We start from the raw sequence: 18,260 nt of genomic DNA on the forward strand, positions 1-18,260 counted from the left end.
ACATTTTGGAAACCATTTAGCTAATGACTACGATCCGCGTAAAAGAAAACGAACCCTTTGACGTCGCACTGCGCCGCTTCAAGCGCACCATTGAAAAGCTCGGCCTGCTGACCGACCTGCGCGCCCGTGAGTTCTACGAAAAGCCCACCGCCGAGCGCAAGCGCAAGAAGGCAGCCGCCGTGAAGCGTCACTACAAGCGCGTTCGCAGCATGCAACTGCCCAAGAAGCTGTACTAAGTACAACTTCGGCTTTGTCCCTCACCGGGCAGCCGCCAAACCCGCGCTAGGGACGCCAAGCGCGGGTTTTTGTTTTTTCGGGTCTGCCAAAAGGCTTTCTGGCGTCGTTGCAACGCCTTGCCGTAGCGGGACTACTGTCTGCGGCGTTGACGCCTAGCCAGAAAGCCTTTTGGCAAACCCTGTGTCCCCTGTCCCTGCCTGAAACCCCAAGAAGGATGCCGCCATGAGCCTCAAGGAAAAGATCACCGAAGACATGAAGACCGCCATGCGCGCCAAGGACAGCGAGCGCCTGGGCACCATCCGCCTGCTGCAGGCCGCGATGAAGCAAAAGGAAGTGGACGAACGCATCGAGCTGGACGACGTGGCGGTCGTGGCCATCGTGGACAAGCTGATCAAGCAGCGCAAGGACTCCATCACCGCCTTTGAAGGCGCGGGCCGCCAGGACCTGGCCGACAAGGAAAAGTCGGAAATGGCCGTGCTGCAGGCCTACCTGCCCGAGCGCATGTCGGCCGACGAGACGCTGGCCGCCGTCAAGGCCATCGTGGCCGAGCTGGGCGCTGCAGGCCCCGGCGACATGGGCAAGGTCATGGGCGTGGTCAAGACCCGCCTGGCCGGCAAGGCCGACATGGGCCAGGTCTCTGCCGCCGTGAAGGCTGCGCTGGCGGGCTGATCGCCCCGCGGTGGCACAGCGCCATGGAGCCACAGCGCCACGGCGCTGCGGGTGGCCCAGGCCATCCACTATCAAAACAATAGCTGCTGGCGCTTGTTGGACAAGCGGTAGCGGCTATTTTTTCATCAAGGGCTGAGCGACCGCCGGGCCTGCGCCTGCAGACCCTGCCCCCTGTGCGTCCAAGACCTGCCCGCCTTGCGACCGCACCTTGCCCCACCCCGTGCGGAAGTACTCCTCCAGAAACTCCACACACACCCGCACCTTGGCCGAGCGGTCCAGCCGCGTGGGGTACACGGCCCACACATTGGCCTCCTGGTACCAGTCGGGCAGCACCTGCACCAGCCGCCCGGCCCGCAAGTGCACGCCCACGTCCCACAGCGAGCGCAGCGCGATGCCGCGCCCATCCACGGCCCACTGCACCACCATCTCGCCGTTGTTGGCCGAGAGCGGGCCGCGCACCTTCACCGTCTCGTCCACCGCGCCGCTGCGCAGCCGCCACACACCGAAGGGGTGGTCGCGCTCCTTGATCACCAGGCAGTCGTGGCTGGGCAGCTCGGCCAGCGTGCGCGGCGTGCCGTGGCGCGCGAGATACGCGGGGGCGGCGCACAGCACCCGGTGGTTGTCGGCCAGGCGGCGGGCGATCAGGTGCGGCGCGATCTCGTCGCCCACGCGCACGTCCAGGTCAAACCCCTCGCCCGCCACATCCACCAGCCGGTCGAAGACCTCCAGCCGCACCTGCAGGCCCGGGTGCTGCTCCACCAGGCGCGACAGCGCAGGCGCCACGATCTGGCGGCCAAAGCCGAAGCTGCTGCTCACCCGCAGCTGCCCGCGCGGCTCGCGCCGGGTGATGGCCACCTCCTGCAGCAGCTGGTCCATGTCGTCCAGGATGCGCTGCGCCCAGTGGAAGACGCGCTCCCCCTCCTCAGTCACCGCCACGCGCCGGGTGGTGCGGTGCAGCAGCTTCACGGCCAGCTCCTGCTCCAGCATTCGGATGCGCTTGCTCACGTACGCGGGCGAGACGCCCAGCTCCGTGGCCGCATCGCCAAAGCTGGCTTTGCGCACGACCACGGTGAACACGCGCAGGTCGTCGGTGGCCGGGTTTTTATGCACGATGTGTGAAGAATAAGAGCACAGTTGCCGGATTGTATTTTTTGGTGGCCTGCCGAACAATCCTGCTACACCCTGATTTTTTCTTCCTCTCTCCAGACCCAAAGGAACCCGCATGAGCACCAGCCCCACCTACAAGATCGCCGTCATCCCTGGCGACGGCATCGGCAAGGAAGTCATGCCCGAAGGCCTGCGCGCGGTGCAGGCCGCCGCCCAGCGCTTCGGCATCCAGCTCGAAACCACCACCATCGACTGGGCCAGCTGCGACTACTACGCCGCCCACGGAAAAATGATGCCCGACGACTGGAAGGCGCAGCTGTCGGGCATGGACGCGATCTTCTTCGGCGCCGTCGGCTGGCCCGCCACCGTGCCGGACCATGTGTCGCTGTGGGGCTCGCTGCTCAAGTTCCGCCGCGAGTTCGACCAGTACATCAACCTGCGCCCCGTGCGCCTGTTCGAAGGCGTGCCCTGCCCCCTGGCCGGCCGCAAGCCTGGCGACATCGACTATTACGTGGTGCGCGAGAACACCGAGGGCGAGTACACGTCGCTCGGCGGCATCATGTACGAGGGCACCGACCGCGAGATCGTGATCCAGGAGTCGGTCTACTCGCGCCACGGCGCCAACCGCCTGCTCAAGTTCGCGTTCGACCTGGCCCAGAGCCGCGCCAAGAAGCACGTGACCCTGGCCACCAAGAGCAACGGCATCGCCATCAGCATGCCCTGGTGGGACCAGCGCGCCGACGACGTCGCCAAGGCCTACCCCGACGTCAAGCTGGACAAGCAGCACATCGACATCCTCACCGCCCGCTTCGTGCTGCAGCCCGGCCGCTTCGACGTGGTGGCCGCCACCAACCTGTTCGGCGACATCCTGAGCGACCTGGGCCCCGCCACCACCGGCACCATCGGCCTGGCGCCCTCGGCCAACCTGAACCCCGAGCGCAATTTCCCCAGCCTGTTCGAGCCCGTGCACGGCTCGGCGCCCGACATCTACGGCCAGAACATCGCCAACCCCATCGCCATGATCTGGTCCGGCGCGCTGATGCTGGACTTCCTCACCCAGGGCCAGGGCGCGGGCCGCGCCGCGCACGATGCCATCGTGGGCGCGATCGAAGAAGTGCTCAAGAACGGTCCGCGCACGCCGGACCTGGGCGGCAGCGCCAACACCACGCAGATCGGCGAGGCCATTGCAGCATTGATTGCGCAGGGCTGAAATCGATCAGACTCAGGCCACCACCGCTTGCGCACCCTGGTGCTCGGGCAGGTAAGGCCCCAGGTACCTCAGCGCGTTGGCCACATAGGCCTCCTTCTCGCCCACCGGGGCCACGTAGTGCAGCGCGGCCGTGGCGGCCTCCAGGCCCTCCGAGCGGGCGATGATCCAGGCGGCCAGGTAGGGCGATGCCAGGCAGCCGCCCGCAGTCGCCACGTTGCCCTCCGCGTAGAACGGCTGGTTCAGCACGTTCACGCCCGCGGCTTGCACCCAGGGCCTGGTGGTGAGGTCGGTGCACGCGGGTACCGCCCCCAGCAGCCCCAGCCGGGCCAGCACCAGCGTGCCCGAGCACTGCGCCGCGATCAGCTGGCGCGCAGGGTCCAGCGACAGCTGGGCCATCAGCGCTGCGTCTTCCACCACCTCGCGCGTGCGCACGCCGCTGCCCACGATGACGGCATCGGCCGTGCGGGCCTCCGCCAGCTGGGACTGCGCGCGCACCGTCACGCCGTTCATCGACGTGACCTCCGGCGTGGGGCAGCACAGGCTCACGCGCCAGCCCGGGCGCTTGATGCGGTGCAGGATGCCCAGCGCGATGAGCGAGTCGAGTTCGTTGAAACCGTCGAAGGTCAGGATGGCAATGTGCATGGCAGGTGCGCCGCAGCGGGCGTGTGGGGTGGGGTTGAAGAACAGAGTTCATCGTAGGCAAGCTGCCCCATACAATCAAAAAATTGTCCTGAGTACATCCCGCAGCCATCGTTCGGGCCCATCTCATTCGCCCTGCACCACACCCCCGCGCAACATGACCCTGCCCCTGTTCCAACCCGTCGTGGACGACCTCGCTGCACAGATTCGCGCAGGTCATCTGCCGCCCGGCACCCGCCTGCCCACGCACCGCCAGCTGGCACGCCAGCACGGCATCGCGCTGACCACGGCCACGCGGGTCTATGCCGAGCTGCAGGCCCTGGGCCTGGCCAGCGGCGAAGTGGGCCGCGGCACCTTTGTGCGCGAGGCCCCCGTCTCCGCGGGCCAGGCCGTGGACCAGCAGGCCGTCGCCGCCGGGGTGATGGACCTGAACTTCAACTACCCATCACTGCCCGGACAGGCCCGTCTGCTGGCCAGCGGCCTGCGCCGGCTGGCGGCGGGCGGCGACCTGGAGGCGCTGCTGCGCTACGCCCCGCACGGCGGCCGCCAGCACGAGCGCGCGTGCGTGGCCCAGCACCTGGCCAGCGCACGCGGCCTGGTGGTGGACCCCGCCCAGGTGCTGATCGTGGACGGCGCCCAGCACGGCCTGGCCGTGGCCTGCATGGCGCTGCTGCAGCCGGGCGACGTGGTGGCGGTGGACGCGCTCACCTACCCTGGGTTCAAGGCGCTGGCCGGCATGCTGCACCTCACGCTGGCGCCGCTGCCCGCCGCGGCAAACGGCACCGAGGGCCCCGACCTGGACGCGCTGCGGCGCCTGTGCGCCCGCCGGCGTGTGAAGGCCATCTACACCATGCCCACCCTGCACAACCCGCTGGGCTGGGTCTGCAGCGCGCAGTGGCGGCAGGACCTGGCGGCCATCGTGCGCCAGCATGGCCTGGTGGCCATCGAGGATGCGGCGTACGCCTTTCTGGCCAAGGATGCGCCCGCGCCCCTGGCCACCGTCGCCCCCGAATCCACGGTGTACGTGTCCGGCCTGTCCAAGAGCGTGGCCACCGGGCTGCGCTTCGGGTTCACGGCCGCACCGCCGCAGTGGGCACCGCTGCTGCAGCGCGCCATCCGCACCACCACGTGGAACACGGCCGGCGTGGTCACCGCCCTGGCCTGCGGCTGGCTGCAGGACGGCACCGTGCGCCGGCTGGAGGCAGAAAAGCGCCGCGACGCCACGGTGCGGCAAACCATCGCGCGCAAGGTGCTGGCCGGGCTGCCGCTGGTGGGCCACCCTGCGTCGTACTTCAGCTGGCTGCCCCTGCCCGAGGGCGTGCGCGCCGACCGCGTGGCGGTGGCGCTGCTGAAGAGCGGCGTTTCCGTTTCCACCGCCGAGCCGTTCGCCACCTCGCGCCAGGTGCCCCACGCGATACGGCTGGCACTCGGCTCGGTAGCGCACGAGCAACTGCGCAGTGCGTTGCAAACGGTGCGCAGCGTAGTGCAGGACCTCACGGATCGCTGACACGTGGGCGGTCGGCGCACATCGCCATCGCCGCCCATCGCCCCTCCTCCCACCACGCAAAAAACTCCAGCGTTTGCGGGAGTCTCTGGTGCGAGGGCGCAATCCTATGCAGATCAGCGCCCGCACTTGGCTGTCAGTGCGCGAAGCGGCGGCGTCGATCAGTGATCTATTTCGTCGGCCAATCTCCCAGCACATCCTCAGTCACGTCATTGCAAAGCGATTGCAAAACGCGCTCGCGCCGCCGGGGTTCCCTAAACCCCGGGTTTGCCACCAGCAACATGGCGAGTCCATGGGCCATATCGTTGATTTGCACCGGGGTAAGCGGTCCGTCCACCGCGTCATAGGCGAGTGTGGCATCGAACCCAGCCATGATGCGCTGGACGTCAGTGCTCGGCACAGACCCAATATCCAAGCCCGGTGCAATCAGCCCCACCAGTTCTTTGGCCTCAAGGGCGTAGAAATCTTGGTCCGACTGACTCAGCGCGGGATACAGGTGGGCAGCCCGGTAATACCCGCATGCCCATGCCCGAGTCCAAGTCCCCGCGTGCTGCGCGAACCGTGTTTGCAGCGACTCGATGGCCGGCTCATCCAGAGTCAGAAAGGCCACTACCGCCGCGTGAAAGGTGCTGAGGAACGATTCGTGCTGAGACATGCCAATGCCTTCGGTAGTGTCAGCTGCCCGCCACCTTCATCCGGTTCACCAGCACCGAGCCCACGGACTTGGCGCCGTAGTTGTACACATCCGCCCCCACGGCTTCGATGCCCTTGAGCATGTCCTTGAGGTTGCCCGCGATGGTGATCTCGTGCACGGGGAAGGCGATGCGGCCGTTTTCCACCCAGAAACCGCTCGCGCCGCGCGAATAGTCGCCCGTCACGTAGTTCACGCCCTGGCCCATGAGCTCGACCACGAACAGGCCGGTGCCCAGCTTCTGCAGCATGGCATCGAGGTCGTCGCCCGGTTGCGTCAGGCGCGACGTCAGCGTCAGGTTGTGCGAGCCACCGGCGTTGCCCGTGGTCTTCATGCCCAGCTTGCGCGCCGAGTAGCTCGACAGGAAGTAGCCCTGCACGCGCCCGCCCTGCACCACCTTGCGCGGCGCCACGCGCACGCCCTCTTCGTCGAACGGCGAGCTGCCCTTGCCGCGCAGCACGAACGGGTCTTCGGCGATGTCGATGTGCTTGGGGAACACCATCTTGCCCAGCGAGTCGAGCAGAAAGCTGCTCTTGCGGTACAGCGAGCCGCCGCTCACGGCCTGCACGAAGCCGCCCAGCAGGCCCGCGGCCAGCGTGGATTCGAACAGCACCGGGCACTGCGTGGTGGGGATCTTGCGGCTGCCCAGGCGGCTCAGCGCGCGCTGCGCGGCGTAGCGGCCCACGGCCTCGGGCGAGGCCAGCTTGGCCGCGTCGCGCATGGAGCTGTACCAGGCGTCGCGCTGCATCTCGGCATTGCGGCCGGGCAGCGATGCGATGGGTGCCACCGAGAAGCTGTGGCGCGAGCTGGCATAGCCGCCCCGAAAGCCGCGCGTGTGGGCGCTGAAGAAATGGCTTTGCTGCGCCGACACGCCCGCACCTTCGCTGTTGGTGATGCGCCGGTGGGTCTTGAGCGCCGCGGCCTCGCATTCCATGGCCATCTGGGCCGCCTGCTCGCTGTCGACGGCCCAGGGGTGGAACAGGTCCAGGTCGCGGTGGGTGTCGGTGGGCGCGATGTCATCGGCATCGGGTAGGCCCGCCACCGGGTCTTCGGCCGTGAAGCGGGCGATGTCGTACGCCGCCTGCACGGTCTGCTCGATGGCCTTCGTGGAGAAGTCGGAGGTGCTGGCGTTGCCGCGGCGGTTGCCGAGGTAGACGGTCACGCCCAGCGACTTGTCGCGGTTGCGCTCGACATTTTCAAGTTCGCCCTTGCGCACGCTGACCGACAGGCCGCAGCCTTCGGACGCTTCGGCGCCAGCATCGGTGGCGCCCAGCTTCTTGGCGTGCGCCAGGGCGCGGTCCACCAGCTCTTCAAAGAAGGGGCGGCTGTAGCTGAAGCCCGAGTCGGGAGTGCGGGGTGCGGTGGCTGCGGCAGCAGCGCCAGGCGCGCGCGCGGCGCTTTGGGAGGGTTTGTTCATAGCGACGGCTATGATACTTGCCGCTGTGGCGCGCGCTGCGCCACCTCCCATTTGCCCCCACCCCATGTCACGCAAACCCAAAAAAGGCTACTTTGTGAGAGGCCAGTTCGTTGCCGAAGGCAGCGAACTGGACATTCAACTCAAGGCCGAACTCAAAGGCACGCCGGATGCCAGCCGCACGGATATGAAGCGCGAGAGCGATGAACTTCAGGATCTGGGCAAGGAACTGCTGGGCCTGCGCGCCGACCTGTTCAACAACGTGGGGCTGCCCGACAAGCTGGTGGATGCCATCAACGAAGCCAAGCGCATCACCAACTTCGAGGGCAAGCGCCGCCAGATGCAGTTTGTGGGCAAGCTCATGCGCAAGCTCGAGCCCCAGCTGGTGGATGCCGCCCGCCAGGCGCTGGAAGTGCAGCGCACCGGCTCGGCCTCCGACAAGCTGGCCCTGCACCTGGCCGAGCAGTGGCGCGACCGCCTGATCGCCGACGACGACGCCCTGCCCCAGTGGATGGACGAGCACCCCGGCACCGACACGCAGCAGCTGCGCGCCCTGATCCGTCAGGCGCGCAAGGATGCCCAGCCCGCAGGCAAGGAGGCCAATGTCCAGGTCTCCCAAGGCCTGGCGCCGCGCAAGGGCCGCGCGTACCGCGAGCTGTTCCAGCTGGTGCGCGAGCACCTGGGCGGCGGTGCCAGCGACGCCGATGACCACGGCGACCTGGACGAAGACGGCGACGAGGACGGCAATGACTGACACCCCCACAGGCACGGGCGGCGTGCCGCACGATGCCGTGCGCATCGGCATCGTCTCGGTCAGCGACCGCGCCAGCACCGGTGTGTATGAAGACAAGGGCCTGCCGGCCCTGCAGGACTGGCTGACCCGCGCGCTGCACAACCCCATCACCTTCGAGCCGCGCCTGATCCCCGACGAGCAGGATCGCATCAGCGCCACGCTGATCGAGCTGGTGGACACGGCGGGCTGCCACCTGGTGCTCACCACCGGCGGCACTGGCCCCGCACTGCGCGACGTGACGCCCGAGGCCACGCTGGCCGTGGCGCACAAGGAGATGCCGGGCTTTGGCGAGCAGATGCGCCAGATCAGCCTGAAGTTCGTCCCCACGGCCATCCTCTCGCGCCAGGTGGCGGTGATCCGCGGCCAGAGCCTGATCATCAACCTGCCCGGCCAGCCCAAGGCGATCGCCGAGACGCTGGAAGGCCTGAAGGACGCCGAGGGCGGACAGATCGTGCCCGGCATCTTCGCGGCCGTGCCCTACTGCATCGACCTGATCGGCGGGCCGTACCTGGAAACGCACGATGCGGTGTGCAAGGCGTTCCGACCCAAGAGCGCGGTGCGGGCGCCGCGCCAGGCCTGAGTTTCGGCACATTGATGTGTCGGCATTTTTGAACTAAGCCCACCGTTCGGGCTGAGCTTGTCGAAGCCCTGCGCTGCGCTTCGACAAGCTCAGCGTGAACGGCTCAGTGGGTTGTTGCAGGCCAGATCATTCGAAGAAAAATAGCTGCCACCGCTTGATAAGAAAGCGCTGGCAGCTATATTTTCAATAGCAAACCGTGCCAATGCGTCGCGATGGTTTGGCCGCGCCTACTTGCCCACCAGCTCGTTGAACTTGCCGGCCTCGAACTGCTCCTTGATCGCCGCATCGCACGGTACGCAGTCCTTGGCCTGCTGCGATGAAGCCGACAGCTTCTCGATGGCCTGCCACAGCAGCGCGATCTGGTGCTCCTGCGACGAGGCGTTGTCGATCAGGCCGCGCATGGCCTGCGAGAGCGGGTCGTCTTCCTGCGTGATGCCGTAGGCCGTGAACTTGCGGGCCTGCTGGGGTTCGGTGACGTCGGCGCTCTCGCCCGCCTTGGACGGGATGATGCGGGCCGGAATGCCCACGGCCGTGGCGCCCGGCGGCACGGGCTTGATCACCACGGCGTTGCTGCCGATCTTGGCGCCGTCGCCCACCTCGAAGCCGCCCAGCACCTTGGCGCCCGCGCTCACCACCACGTCGCGACCGAGCGTGGGGTGGCGCTTGGCGCCCTTGTACAGCGAGGTGCCGCCCAGCGTCACGCCCTGGTAGATGGTGCAGCCGTCGCCGATCTCGGCGGTCTCGCCCACCACCACGCCCATGGCATGGTCGAAGAACACCCGCTCGCCGATCTTGGCGCCGGGGTGGATCTCGATACCCGTGGACCAGCGCGCGAAGTGCGAGATGAAACGCCCCGGCCACTTGAGGCCGTTGTTCCAGCACCAGTGCGCGGGCCGGTGCAGCCAGATCGCGTGCAAGCCCGGATAACAGGTGATCACCTCCCACGTGCTGCGCGCGGCAGGATCGCGGTCGAGGATGCACTGGATATCGGAGCGCAGTCGGGCGAGCATCGGTTCTTCTGGTTATGAGTTTATGGCCACACAGTCTATCGTTTTGGCCCGCCGGCCTCGATCATGGCTTTGGCGACACCTCGCAGGATGTGGATTTCTTCGGGGCTGAGCTGCGCGCGATTGAAAAGCTGGTTAAGGCGGGGCATGAGCTTCTTGGGTGCGGCCGGGTCCAGGAAGCCGATGGCCGTGAGCGCCTGCTCCCAGTGGCCCAGCATGCCGGCCACCTGGGCGGCGTCGGCCAGGCTGCGCTCGGTGGTGGCGTCCTGCACCGCAAAGCCGCCCAGCGCCAGGCGCCATTCGTAGGCGATCACCTGGATGGCCGCGCCCAGGTTGAGCGAGCCGAAGCCGGGGTTGGTCGGGATGGAGAGCGCCACATGGCAGCGGTAGACGTCCTCGTTGGCCATGCCGAAGCGCTCGGAGCCAAAGAGAAAGGCCACGCCAGCCTGTCCGCCGGCGGTGGACACCAGATCGGCATCTGGCGCTTGTCCAGACTGCGTCGCCAGCTCACTTTTCAGGAGCATCTCGAAGTGATCCCGGGGCGCCGCCGTGGGCGGGCCGAAGTCGCGCGGGGTCATGGCGGTGGCGCACAGGTGGCTGATGCCGTCGAGCGCCTCGTCCAGCGTGGCGACGATGCGCGCGTTGTTCAGCACGTCCAGGGCGCCGCTGGCGCGCTGGATGGTTTCCTCGCGCCGCAGCACGTTGGCCCAGCGTGGCGCCACCAGCACCAGATCGTCGAAGCCCATGGTCTTCATGGCGCGGGCGGCGGCGCCCACATTGCCGGCGTGGCTGGTGTTGATCAGGACAAAACGGGTCTTCATGGCGCAGGAACGGGTAGGAGCGCAACGGCGCAGAAAAGCCGTGCGTTAGGCAAAAAAAGGCTGTCCGGGTAAAATCCCGCCCTCATTGTCGCCGCCCGCATCGCCGGGACGGACCGACCCGCTCATGATTCGCAGGCCGCCACGCCCTTTTTGTGCCGGGCGCCCTGCTCACCACCACAATTTATGTCGTCCAATCTGCACCCCATGCTCAACGTGGCCATCAAGGCTGCACGCGCCGCCGGCGCCATCATCAACCGCGCGGCCCTGGACGTGGAATCGGTGCGGATCTCGCAAAAGCAGATCAACGACTTCGTGACCGAAGTGGACCATGCGTCCGAGAAGATCATCATCGAGACGCTGCTCACGGCCTACCCCGGCCACGGCATCCTGGCCGAAGAATCGGGCACGGAATACGGCGCCAAGGATTCGGAATTCGTATGGATCATCGACCCGCTGGACGGCACCACCAACTTCATCCACGGCTTTCCCGTCTACTGCGTCAGCATCGCGCTCGCCGTGAAGGGCAAGGTCGAGCAGGCCGTCGTGTACGACCCGAGCCGCAACGACCTGTTCACCGCCACCAAGGGCCGCGGCGCCTACCTGAACGAGCGCCGCATTCGCGTGAGCAAGCGCACCCAGCTCAAGGACTGCCTGATCTCCACCGGCTTCCCCTTCCGCCCGGGCGACAACTTCAAGAGCTACCTGAACATGATGGCCGACGTGATGCAGCGCACCGCCGGCCTGCGCCGCCCCGGTGCCGCCGCGCTGGACCTGGCCTATGTGGCCGCGGGCTTTACCGATGGCTTCTTCGAGACCGGCCTGTCGATCTGGGACGTGGCCGCGGGCTCGCTGCTGGTGACCGAGGCGGGTGGCTTGGTGGGCAACTTCACGGGTGAAGCGGACTTTCTGGAGCAGCGCGAGTGCCTGGCCGGCAACCCCCGCATCTACGGCCAGCTGGTGCCCATCCTGGGCAAGTACAGCAAGTTCGCCGGCGCTGGCGACAAGGCCGCAGTGCGCCAGGCCGCGTTGGCGGACGGCGGCAGCGGTGCCGATCCGGTCGATGCGCAAGAGCCCGCCGCAGCGGACGATGCGGATGAAGGCCACGAGGACAGCACCGCAGGCAAGGACCGCAGCGCCAAGGGCGACGACGCGCCGTTCTGATGCCGGTGTTGTGAGCCGGGAGGCCTGAGGACGCTGGTCGGGCGCCAGCGCCCGGGGCCCACCGCCCCGGTGGCGCTCCGCAGCCCGCAGCGGTCAGCCGTCGAAGGTCTAACGCCTAACGCCTAACGTCAGCCTTCAGCCCGGGTCCGGATACTTCTGGGCGATGTTGCGGAAGTCCTCCGCGATGTCCAAGAACGCATCCACCATGTCCGGGTCGAAATGCGTGCCCTTGCCCCGCACGATGGTGTTGCAGGCCTGGTCGTGGGAGAACGCGGGCTTGTAGACACGCTTGCTGATCAGTGCGTCGTACACGTCCGCCACGGCCATGAGGCGGGCCGACACCGGAATCTCTTCGCCCTTGAGGCCCTCGGGGTAGCCCGAGCCGTCCCACTTCTCCTGGTGGCTGTAAGCGATTTCCTTGGACACGCTGAGAAACGCCACGCGCATGCCCAGGCGGCGCTCGGCCTCCTGGATGGCGTTGCGGCCCAGCGTGGTGTGGGTCTTCATGATCTCGAACTCTTCGACCGTGAGCTTGCCCGGCTTGAGCAGGATGGCGTCCGGGATGCCGATCTTGCCGATGTCGTGCAGCGGCGCCGACTTGTACAGCAGCTCGATCATGCGGTCGGTCAGCGCATGCTCGAAGCGCGGGTGGTTGCGCAGCCGCTCCGCCAGCGTCTTCACATACAGCTGCGTGCGGCGGATGTGGTTGCCGGTCTCGTTGTCGCGCGTCTCGGCCAGCGAGGTCATGGCCATGATGGTCACGTCCTGGATGGCCTGCACCTCCAGCGTGCGCATGGCCACCTCGCGCTCCAGGTACGAGCTCTTGTCGCGCAGGAAGTCGGCCGTGGCCTTCAAGGCCAGGTGCGTGTTCACCCGCGCCAGCAGGATGGGCGGGCTGATGGGCTTGGTGATGTAGTCCACCGCCCCCAGCGCCAGTCCCATGCGCTCGTCGTTGGGGTCCGAGCGCGCGGTCAGGAAGATCACCGGGATGTCGCGCGTGGCGGGCGCGGCCTTCAGGCGGCGGCAGACCTCGTAGCCGTCGATCTCCGGCATCATGATGTCCAGCAGGATCAGATCGGGCGGCGTGCTCGACTGCGCGATCTTCAGCGCCTTCTCGCCATGGTTGGCCACCTTCACCAGATAGTGCTCGCGCAGCAGGCTGCCCATCAGGGTGAGGTTGTCGGGCGTGTCGTCCACCACCAGCACCGTCGCGATCGGCTTGTCGACGAGTGCGGATTGCTGGGGGGCAAAAGGCGCGTGGTCCATGGAGTCGGGTCCTGCGTAGTGCTCTGCCCGGTGTCAAAGGGCAGCGGGGTGTTCGGGGCGCGGCACCGTCGCCATCGCCCCCAAGGCCTGCTCGAAGTCGAAGTTGAGGGTGTGAACCTCCACGTGCGCGAAGGCCGGTCCCAACACGGACTTCAGCACAGAGACATTGTGTTGCAAAAACTCGGTCGCTGCAGGGTCATCCTGCTCCAGCAGCGTGCGAAATCGCTGTAGGGCATCTCCCGCAGACAGCGCAGGAACGCCCCCAACCGCTGCCGGCGTGCTGGCCGCAGGGCGTGGCGCCACCGCCTGCTGCGCCCAGGCCTGCAGCGCCTGCAGCAGCGGCTGCAGGGCCGTGGCCAGTGGCACCAGCAAGCCGGTCACGCCGTCGCCCCGCTGGCCGCTGCGCAGCGCCTGCTCCAGCAGCTGGGCCTGGTCGGCCACCCCCTGCGCACCGATGTTGGCCGCCACCGAGCGCAGGGTGTGGGCCAGCCGCTCGGCCAGCACCACGTCGCCCACGGCCAGGGCCTGCTGCACGTCCTCCAGCACCGTGGCCTGCCCCTGCGCGAAGCGGCGCAGCATCTCGGCGTAGAGCCCAGGCTTGCCCAGGGCGCGCTGCAGGCCCAGGGCCGTGTCCAGCCCGGGCACCGCGGGCGGCGGTACGGGTGCGGCGTCGGCGGGCAAGGCGGCCGCCGGGTCCTGCAGGCCGTCGGCCACCGCCTCCGGTGACGGCGCCTGGCCCAGGCCGGGGCGCGGCCGTATCCAGCGGGTCAGCGCCGCCCACAGCGCGGCCGGTTCGATGGGCTTGGCCACATGGTCGTTCATGCCCGCGGCAAAGCAGCGCTGGCGGTCGGCCTCCATGGCGTTGGCGGTCATGGCCACGATGGGCAGGCGGGCAAAGCGCGGGTTGCTGCGCAGCTGGCGCGTGGCGGTCTCGCCGTCCATGATGGGCATCTGCATGTCCATCAGCACCACGTCGTAGGCCTTGCGTTCGATGCACTGGATGGCGGCCTGGCCGTTCTCCGCCACATCCACCGCAAAGCCCGCCTCCTGCAGCAGCTCGACCGCCACCATCTGGTTGAGTTCGTTGTCCTCCACCAGCAGCACCCAGGCGCCGCGGATCGCCAGCGGCAGCTCTTCGGCGGCGGGCGCCGGGGTGACCAGGCGGCGCGCACTGAAGGTGGAATGCTCCTGGGGCTGCATCAGCGTGTCGAACAGCAGCGATGCGTTGACCGGCTTGATGAGCACCGTCTCGATGCCCTGGGAGCGCGCTGCGCGCATCACGTCCTCGCGGCCGTAGGCGGTGATCATCAGCATCTTGGGCACCTCGGCCATGCCCAGGCCGCGGATGTGGCCCGCCAGCTCCACGCCGTCCATGCCCGGCATGTGCCAGTCGAGCAGCAGCAGGCCGAACGGGCGGCGCTGCGCCATCGACTCGCGCAGGCGCTCCAGCGCCTCCAGCCCGGAATGGGCCTGGTCCACCTCGAACCCCATGGCCAGCAGCATGTCGGACAACACGGTGGCCGCGGTCTGGTTGTCGTCCACCACCAGCACGCGGCGCCCGCGCAGGTCGGGCGGCGGCAGCAGCACGCGGGCCGGCGCCCCCCGCTCCAGCGGCAGCGACACCCAGAACGTGGAGCCTTTGCCGAACGTGCTCTCGGCCCCGACCTCGCCGCCCATCAGCTCGGCCAGGCTCTTGCAGATCGCCAGGCCCAGGCCCGTGCCGCCGTAGCGGCGGGTGGTGGAGGTGTCGGCCTGCTGAAAGCTCTGGAACAGCCGGCCCATCTGCTCGGGCGTGAGCCCGATGCCGGTGTCGCGCACTTCAAAGCGCAGCATGACGCGGTGGCCCGCCGCCTCCAGCAGCCGCACGGCAATGCTGATCTCGCCGGCGTCGGTGAACTTGATGGCGTTGTTGGCGAAGTTGATGAGGATCTGCCCCAGCCGCAGCGAATCGCCCACCAGGTTGGGCGGCACGTCGCAGGCCACGTCGCACACCAGCTCCAGCCCCTTGGCGCCCGCCTTGTAGCCCACCACGTCCGAGACGCTCTCGAGCATGCGGTCGAGCACGAAGGGCTGCTTTTCGACCGTGAGCTTGCCCGCCTCGATCTTGGAAAAGTCGAGGATGTCGTTGATCACGCCCAAGAGGTGCTGGCCGGCCTGCTGGATCTTGCTCACGTAGTCGTGCTGGCGGGGTGACAGGCCCGACTTGAGCGCCAGGTGCGACATGCCGATGATCGCGTTCATGGGCGTGCGGATCTCGTGGCTCATGTTGGCCAGGAAGTTCGACTTGAGCGCGGTGGACTCCTCGGCCAGCTCCTTGGCGCGGCGCAGGTCCTCCTCGGCGCGCTGGCGGTCGGTGATGTCGACGAAGGTGCCGATGGCGCCGCCCGGCGAGCCGTCCGGGCGCGAGAAGCCATGCAGCCAGAACAGCGTGTGGTGGATCTTGCCGTCGGCATACGGCATGTCCACCTCCTTGTGCACCGACTGCACGCCGTGCAGCGCCTCCTGTGCGTCATCGTCGAACTGCGCGCGCTCGCTCTGGGGCAGGAAGGTCAGGTCCATCACCGTCTTGCCGATCAGGGTCTCGCGCTGCACGCCGAACGACTGCTCGTAGGCGCGGTTGAAGCCGATGTAGCGGCCGTCCGCCCCCTTGTAGAACAGCGGCACCGGGATCGCGTCGATGAGCGCCTGCTGGAAGTCGAGCTGCTCGGCCACCTGGGCCTCCAGCAGCTTCTGGTCGTGGATGTCCACGTTGACGCCCACCACCCGCACGGCCTGGCCGGCCGTATCGCGGAAGATGCGCGCGGCCGACAGGAACCAGCGCACCTCGCCGTCGGGCCGCACGATGCGCCACGAGTCGCGCAGGTCCGTGTTGCCGCTGGCCAGGCACTGCGCAAAGTACGCCAGGGCGCGGTCGCGGTCCTCGGGGTGCAGGCGCTCCGTCCAGTCGTGCCGGCTGCGCAACTGGTCGCCCGGCGGCAGGCCCAGCATGGACACCAGCTTTTCGCTCCACAGCACCTGGTCGGTCATCAGGTCGATGTCGAACACGCCGATCTTGCCGGCCTCCTGCGCCATCTCCAGGCGGTCGCGGGCCTGCTGCACGGCCAGCTCGGCGCGCCGCTGCTCGCTCACGTCCTCGATCACCCAGATCGACGCGGCCTTGAAGCCTTCCATCTGCAGGCTGCGTCCCGCCAGGCGTGCCTCGAAGCTGCTGCCGTCCAGGCGGCTCAAGGTGGCCGTCTCGCGCAGCGCCTCGCCCGCGGCCAGGCCCGGCCCCACGCGCGCGAAGAACTGCTCGGCACCCGCGGGCGTGCCGAACAGCCGCGACATGCCCATGCCCAGCAGCTCCGACGCCTCGCCGCCCATCAGCTCCACGAAGGACGGGTTGAACTGCCGGAAGTGCCCGTCGCACACCAGCAGGATGGGCGGGGCGTTGTCGAAGATGGCGGTCTGCTGCTCCAGCAGCTCGTTGAGCAGGCGTTCGCGCCGCTCCAGTTCCTTGTGCGACTGGATGCGCTCGGAGACGTCTTCATGCAGGCCCACGATGCCGATGCGCTTGCCGTTCTCGTCGAGCACCGGCGACAGCGTGGCCTCGTCGTGGTAGGTGCTGCCGTCCCGGCGGCGGTTCACGAAATGCCCCTGCCACGAGCGGCCTGACAGCAGCGTCGACCACATCGCCTGGTAGGTCTGCGCGGGCGTCTGGCCGCTGGCCACAATGGACGGTTTCTTGCCCCGAACCTCGGCCAGCGAATAGCCCGTGTTGCGCTCGTACTGAGTGTTGACCCAGTCGATGCGCCCGTCCCCGTCGGTGATCACCACCGACACCGGGCTGCTCTGCAGCGCCGCGCCCAGCAGCCGAAAGCGTTCGAGCGCCGCCGCCACCCGCGCGCGGCTGCGCAGAAGATCGAGCAGCAGCAGGCCCAGCAGGAACAGCAGAACGAACGTGGCGCCCCCGACCTGGATGCGCTGCGTAGGCGACATCAGCGCGCTGATGTCGTCCAGCACCACCAGCTGCCAGGGGCCGCCCGGGTCCTTCCAGTCGATGCTGCTGCGGCTGAGCGCATAGGTCACGCCGTTGAGCTGCACCTCCTTCGCGTCGGTGGAGAACGGCAGCGCGGACGCCACGCCGTTCTCGAAAAGATGGCCGAACTGGCGCGTGGCCCGGATCGCATCGATGCGCGCCTGCGTGAGCGGCGGCGCCACCGCAAACTGCCACTCGGGCCGGGTGGACGCAAACGCCACGCCTTGTGGAGACAGCAGCACCGAAGGCAGCTCGGAGCGCCTGAGCAACTCATCCACCGCCTCGAAGCCCACCTTGAACATCACCACCCCGATGATGGAGCTGGCCGGCGTATCGCGGTCGTACAGGGGGGCGGCGTAATACAGGCCGCGCTCCTGCGAGTTGCTGCCGATGGCGGCGTAGACGCTGACCGCACCCTCCACCGCCTGCTGGAAATACGGCCTGAAACCCAGGTTGATGCCGGTGGAGCGGGCGCCGGCCGTCTCGTGGGCCACCACCGTCCCGTCGACCGACATCACGTACACGCCATGCACCAGGAACCTTCCGCGCGCAACGCCCAGCCTGGCCAGCGCTTCCGGGTGGTCAGGCGGGAGCTTGCCGGTGGCCATGTCCTTGAGCAGCGGCTCGCTCAGGCCCAGCAGCGACACGGCCCCGAGCATGCTGCCGCCGGTGGTCTGGCTGATCAGCAGGTCGGAGGTCTGCTGCAGCTGGCGGGAGCGGTCGTCGTCGCGCTCGCCCGCGCGCCAGTGCACCACGCCCTGCACCACCAGCCACGCGCCGAACATGGCCAGCACGGCCACCAGGGCCAGGCCCCGCTTGCCGGGGGCATTGCTATCGAGCACCTTGTCCAGGAACATGCCGACACCTCCGCCCGCGCGCTTCACACCGGGCCCCTGGCCGCTGGTGGATGCGCACCACGGCGGGGCGATCCCCAGCCGCCGTGCGATTCGGCGCCGGGCGCACAAGCCCGCCATCGCCCTGGTGTGCGCTGCGCAGTCTCAGCGTGTGGCAAACAAAAAGGCATCGATGTCCTCCACCGGCCCGGGCCGCCCGAACAAATACCCCTGGAACCCCTCGCACCCGTGCAGCCGCAGGAAGCCCAGCTGCCCCGTCGTCTCCACCCCCTCGGCCACCACCTCCAGG

Annotated in this window: 16 protein-coding genes; 7 read left to right on the plus strand and 9 right to left on the minus strand. The window is 68.1% G+C overall.

Annotation, left to right across the window (positions count from 1 at the left end; genetic code table 11):
• Positions 1 to 23: 23 nt before the first annotated feature.
• Positions 24 to 236: a 30S ribosomal protein S21 gene (rpsU, locus tag ASG27_RS08360; RefSeq protein WP_007833691.1), complete on the plus strand. Its 213-nt coding sequence runs from the start codon at positions 24 to 26 to the stop codon at positions 234 to 236.
• Between the two features lie 223 nt (positions 237 to 459).
• Positions 460 to 906: a GatB/YqeY domain-containing protein gene (locus ASG27_RS08365; protein WP_056414940.1), complete on the plus strand. Its 447-nt coding sequence runs from the start codon at positions 460 to 462 to the stop codon at positions 904 to 906.
• A gap of 114 nt (positions 907 to 1,020) precedes the next feature.
• On the opposite strand, the gene ASG27_RS08370 is transcribed toward ASG27_RS08365, so the two are convergent.
• Entirely contained in the window at positions 1,021 to 2,016 is a 996-nt protein-coding gene (locus tag ASG27_RS08370; RefSeq protein ID WP_056414937.1) for a LysR substrate-binding domain-containing protein, read from the minus strand.
• Between the two features lie 112 nt (positions 2,017 to 2,128).
• On the opposite strand from ASG27_RS08370, the gene ASG27_RS08375 reads away from it, so the two are divergent.
• Positions 2,129 to 3,223 carry a tartrate dehydrogenase gene (locus ASG27_RS08375; RefSeq protein ID WP_056414934.1) on the plus strand — a complete coding sequence of 365 codons (1,095 nt, stop codon included), beginning with the start codon at positions 2,129 to 2,131 and terminating at the stop codon, positions 3,221 to 3,223.
• Between the two features lie 12 nt (positions 3,224 to 3,235).
• On the opposite strand, the gene ASG27_RS08380 is transcribed toward ASG27_RS08375, so the two are convergent.
• Positions 3,236 to 3,865, minus strand: a complete 630-nt coding sequence (locus tag ASG27_RS08380; RefSeq protein ID WP_056414928.1) for a DJ-1/PfpI family protein — start codon at positions 3,863 to 3,865, stop codon at positions 3,236 to 3,238.
• A 154-nt stretch (positions 3,866 to 4,019) separates the two neighbouring features.
• Here ASG27_RS08380 and ASG27_RS08385 point away from each other — a divergent pair, with 154 nt between their 5' ends.
• Complete coding sequence (locus ASG27_RS08385; RefSeq protein WP_056414924.1) at positions 4,020 to 5,369, plus strand: aminotransferase-like domain-containing protein; 1,350 nt, start codon at positions 4,020 to 4,022, stop codon at positions 5,367 to 5,369.
• Positions 5,370 to 5,535: 166 nt separating this feature from the next.
• Here ASG27_RS08385 and ASG27_RS08390 read toward each other — a convergent pair whose 3' ends face one another.
• On the minus strand, positions 5,536 to 6,021 hold the full coding sequence (locus tag ASG27_RS08390) for a hypothetical protein (protein WP_056414921.1): 486 nt from the start codon (positions 6,019 to 6,021) through the stop codon (positions 5,536 to 5,538).
• Between the two features lie 19 nt (positions 6,022 to 6,040).
• Complete coding sequence (pmbA, locus tag ASG27_RS08395; protein WP_056414918.1) at positions 6,041 to 7,474, minus strand: metalloprotease PmbA; 1,434 nt, start codon at positions 7,472 to 7,474, stop codon at positions 6,041 to 6,043.
• 64 nt (positions 7,475 to 7,538) lie between these two features.
• On the opposite strand from pmbA, the gene yjgA reads away from it, so the two are divergent.
• A complete protein-coding gene (gene yjgA, locus ASG27_RS08400) occupies positions 7,539 to 8,225 on the plus strand; it encodes a ribosome biogenesis factor YjgA (protein ID WP_056414915.1) in 687 nt (228 codons plus the stop codon).
• Positions 8,218 to 8,844: a molybdopterin adenylyltransferase gene (gene mog, locus ASG27_RS08405; RefSeq protein ID WP_056414913.1), complete on the plus strand. Its 627-nt coding sequence runs from the start codon at positions 8,218 to 8,220 to the stop codon at positions 8,842 to 8,844. Before yjgA ends, mog begins: the two co-directional genes overlap by 8 nt.
• 227 nt (positions 8,845 to 9,071) lie before the next feature.
• Here mog and cysE read toward each other — a convergent pair whose 3' ends face one another.
• Positions 9,072 to 9,854 carry a serine O-acetyltransferase gene (cysE, locus tag ASG27_RS08410; RefSeq protein WP_056414910.1) on the minus strand — a complete coding sequence of 261 codons (783 nt, stop codon included), beginning with the start codon at positions 9,852 to 9,854 and terminating at the stop codon, positions 9,072 to 9,074.
• A 35-nt stretch (positions 9,855 to 9,889) separates the two neighbouring features.
• Positions 9,890 to 10,672, minus strand: a complete 783-nt coding sequence (locus ASG27_RS08415) for an RNA methyltransferase (RefSeq protein ID WP_056414908.1) — start codon at positions 10,670 to 10,672, stop codon at positions 9,890 to 9,892.
• Positions 10,673 to 10,855: 183 nt separating this feature from the next.
• On the opposite strand from ASG27_RS08415, the gene ASG27_RS08420 reads away from it, so the two are divergent.
• Positions 10,856 to 11,833 (plus strand): inositol monophosphatase family protein, encoded by a 978-nt coding sequence (locus ASG27_RS08420; protein WP_056414907.1) that lies wholly within the window; start codon positions 10,856 to 10,858, stop codon positions 11,831 to 11,833.
• A 135-nt stretch (positions 11,834 to 11,968) separates the two neighbouring features.
• On the opposite strand, the gene ASG27_RS08425 is transcribed toward ASG27_RS08420, so the two are convergent.
• From ASG27_RS08425 to ASG27_RS27855, 3 genes are all read right to left on the minus strand, one after another.
• Entirely contained in the window at positions 11,969 to 13,099 is a 1,131-nt protein-coding gene (locus ASG27_RS08425; protein ID WP_056414901.1) for a response regulator, read from the minus strand.
• A 33-nt stretch (positions 13,100 to 13,132) separates the two neighbouring features.
• Positions 13,133 to 17,974, minus strand: coding sequence for a PAS domain S-box protein (locus ASG27_RS08430; RefSeq protein ID WP_056416224.1), 4,842 nt, complete (start codon positions 17,972 to 17,974; stop codon positions 13,133 to 13,135).
• Positions 17,975 to 18,115: 141 nt separating this feature from the next.
• Positions 18,116 to 18,260: EAL domain-containing protein (locus tag ASG27_RS27855; protein WP_156388135.1), on the minus strand; the 145-nt coding region annotated here is incomplete at its 5' end.

Origin of the sequence: Acidovorax sp. Leaf191, assembly GCF_001424425.1 — a bacterium.
Taxonomy (GTDB): domain Bacteria; phylum Pseudomonadota; class Gammaproteobacteria; order Burkholderiales; family Burkholderiaceae_C; genus Acidovorax.

What these genes read in the sequence shown, in the direction of transcription:
- rpsU (WP_007833691.1), top strand. Translation starts at nt 24, where the DNA reads ATGACTACGATCCGCGTAAAAGAAAACGAACCCTTTGACGTCGCACTG.
- ASG27_RS08365 (WP_056414940.1), top strand. Translation starts at nt 460, where the DNA reads ATGAGCCTCAAGGAAAAGATCACCGAAGACATGAAGACCGCCATGCGC.
- ASG27_RS08375 (WP_056414934.1), top strand. Translation starts at nt 2,129, where the DNA reads ATGAGCACCAGCCCCACCTACAAGATCGCCGTCATCCCTGGCGACGGC.
- ASG27_RS08380 (WP_056414928.1), bottom strand. Translation starts at nt 3,865, where the DNA reads ATGCACATTGCCATCCTGACCTTCGACGGTTTCAACGAACTCGACTCG.
- ASG27_RS08385 (WP_056414924.1), top strand. Translation starts at nt 4,020, where the DNA reads ATGACCCTGCCCCTGTTCCAACCCGTCGTGGACGACCTCGCTGCACAG.
- ASG27_RS08390 (WP_056414921.1), bottom strand. Translation starts at nt 6,021, where the DNA reads ATGTCTCAGCACGAATCGTTCCTCAGCACCTTTCACGCGGCGGTAGTG.
- pmbA (WP_056414918.1), bottom strand. Translation starts at nt 7,474, where the DNA reads ATGAACAAACCCTCCCAAAGCGCCGCGCGCGCGCCTGGCGCTGCTGCC.
- yjgA (WP_056414915.1), top strand. Translation starts at nt 7,539, where the DNA reads ATGTCACGCAAACCCAAAAAAGGCTACTTTGTGAGAGGCCAGTTCGTT.
- mog (WP_056414913.1), top strand. Translation starts at nt 8,218, where the DNA reads ATGACTGACACCCCCACAGGCACGGGCGGCGTGCCGCACGATGCCGTG.
- cysE (WP_056414910.1), bottom strand. Translation starts at nt 9,854, where the DNA reads ATGCTCGCCCGACTGCGCTCCGATATCCAGTGCATCCTCGACCGCGAT.
- ASG27_RS08415 (WP_056414908.1), bottom strand. Translation starts at nt 10,672, where the DNA reads ATGAAGACCCGTTTTGTCCTGATCAACACCAGCCACGCCGGCAATGTG.
- ASG27_RS08420 (WP_056414907.1), top strand. Translation starts at nt 10,856, where the DNA reads ATGTCGTCCAATCTGCACCCCATGCTCAACGTGGCCATCAAGGCTGCA.
- ASG27_RS08425 (WP_056414901.1), bottom strand. Translation starts at nt 13,099, where the DNA reads ATGGACCACGCGCCTTTTGCCCCCCAGCAATCCGCACTCGTCGACAAG.
- ASG27_RS08430 (WP_056416224.1), bottom strand. Translation starts at nt 17,974, where the DNA reads ATGTTCCTGGACAAGGTGCTCGATAGCAATGCCCCCGGCAAGCGGGGC.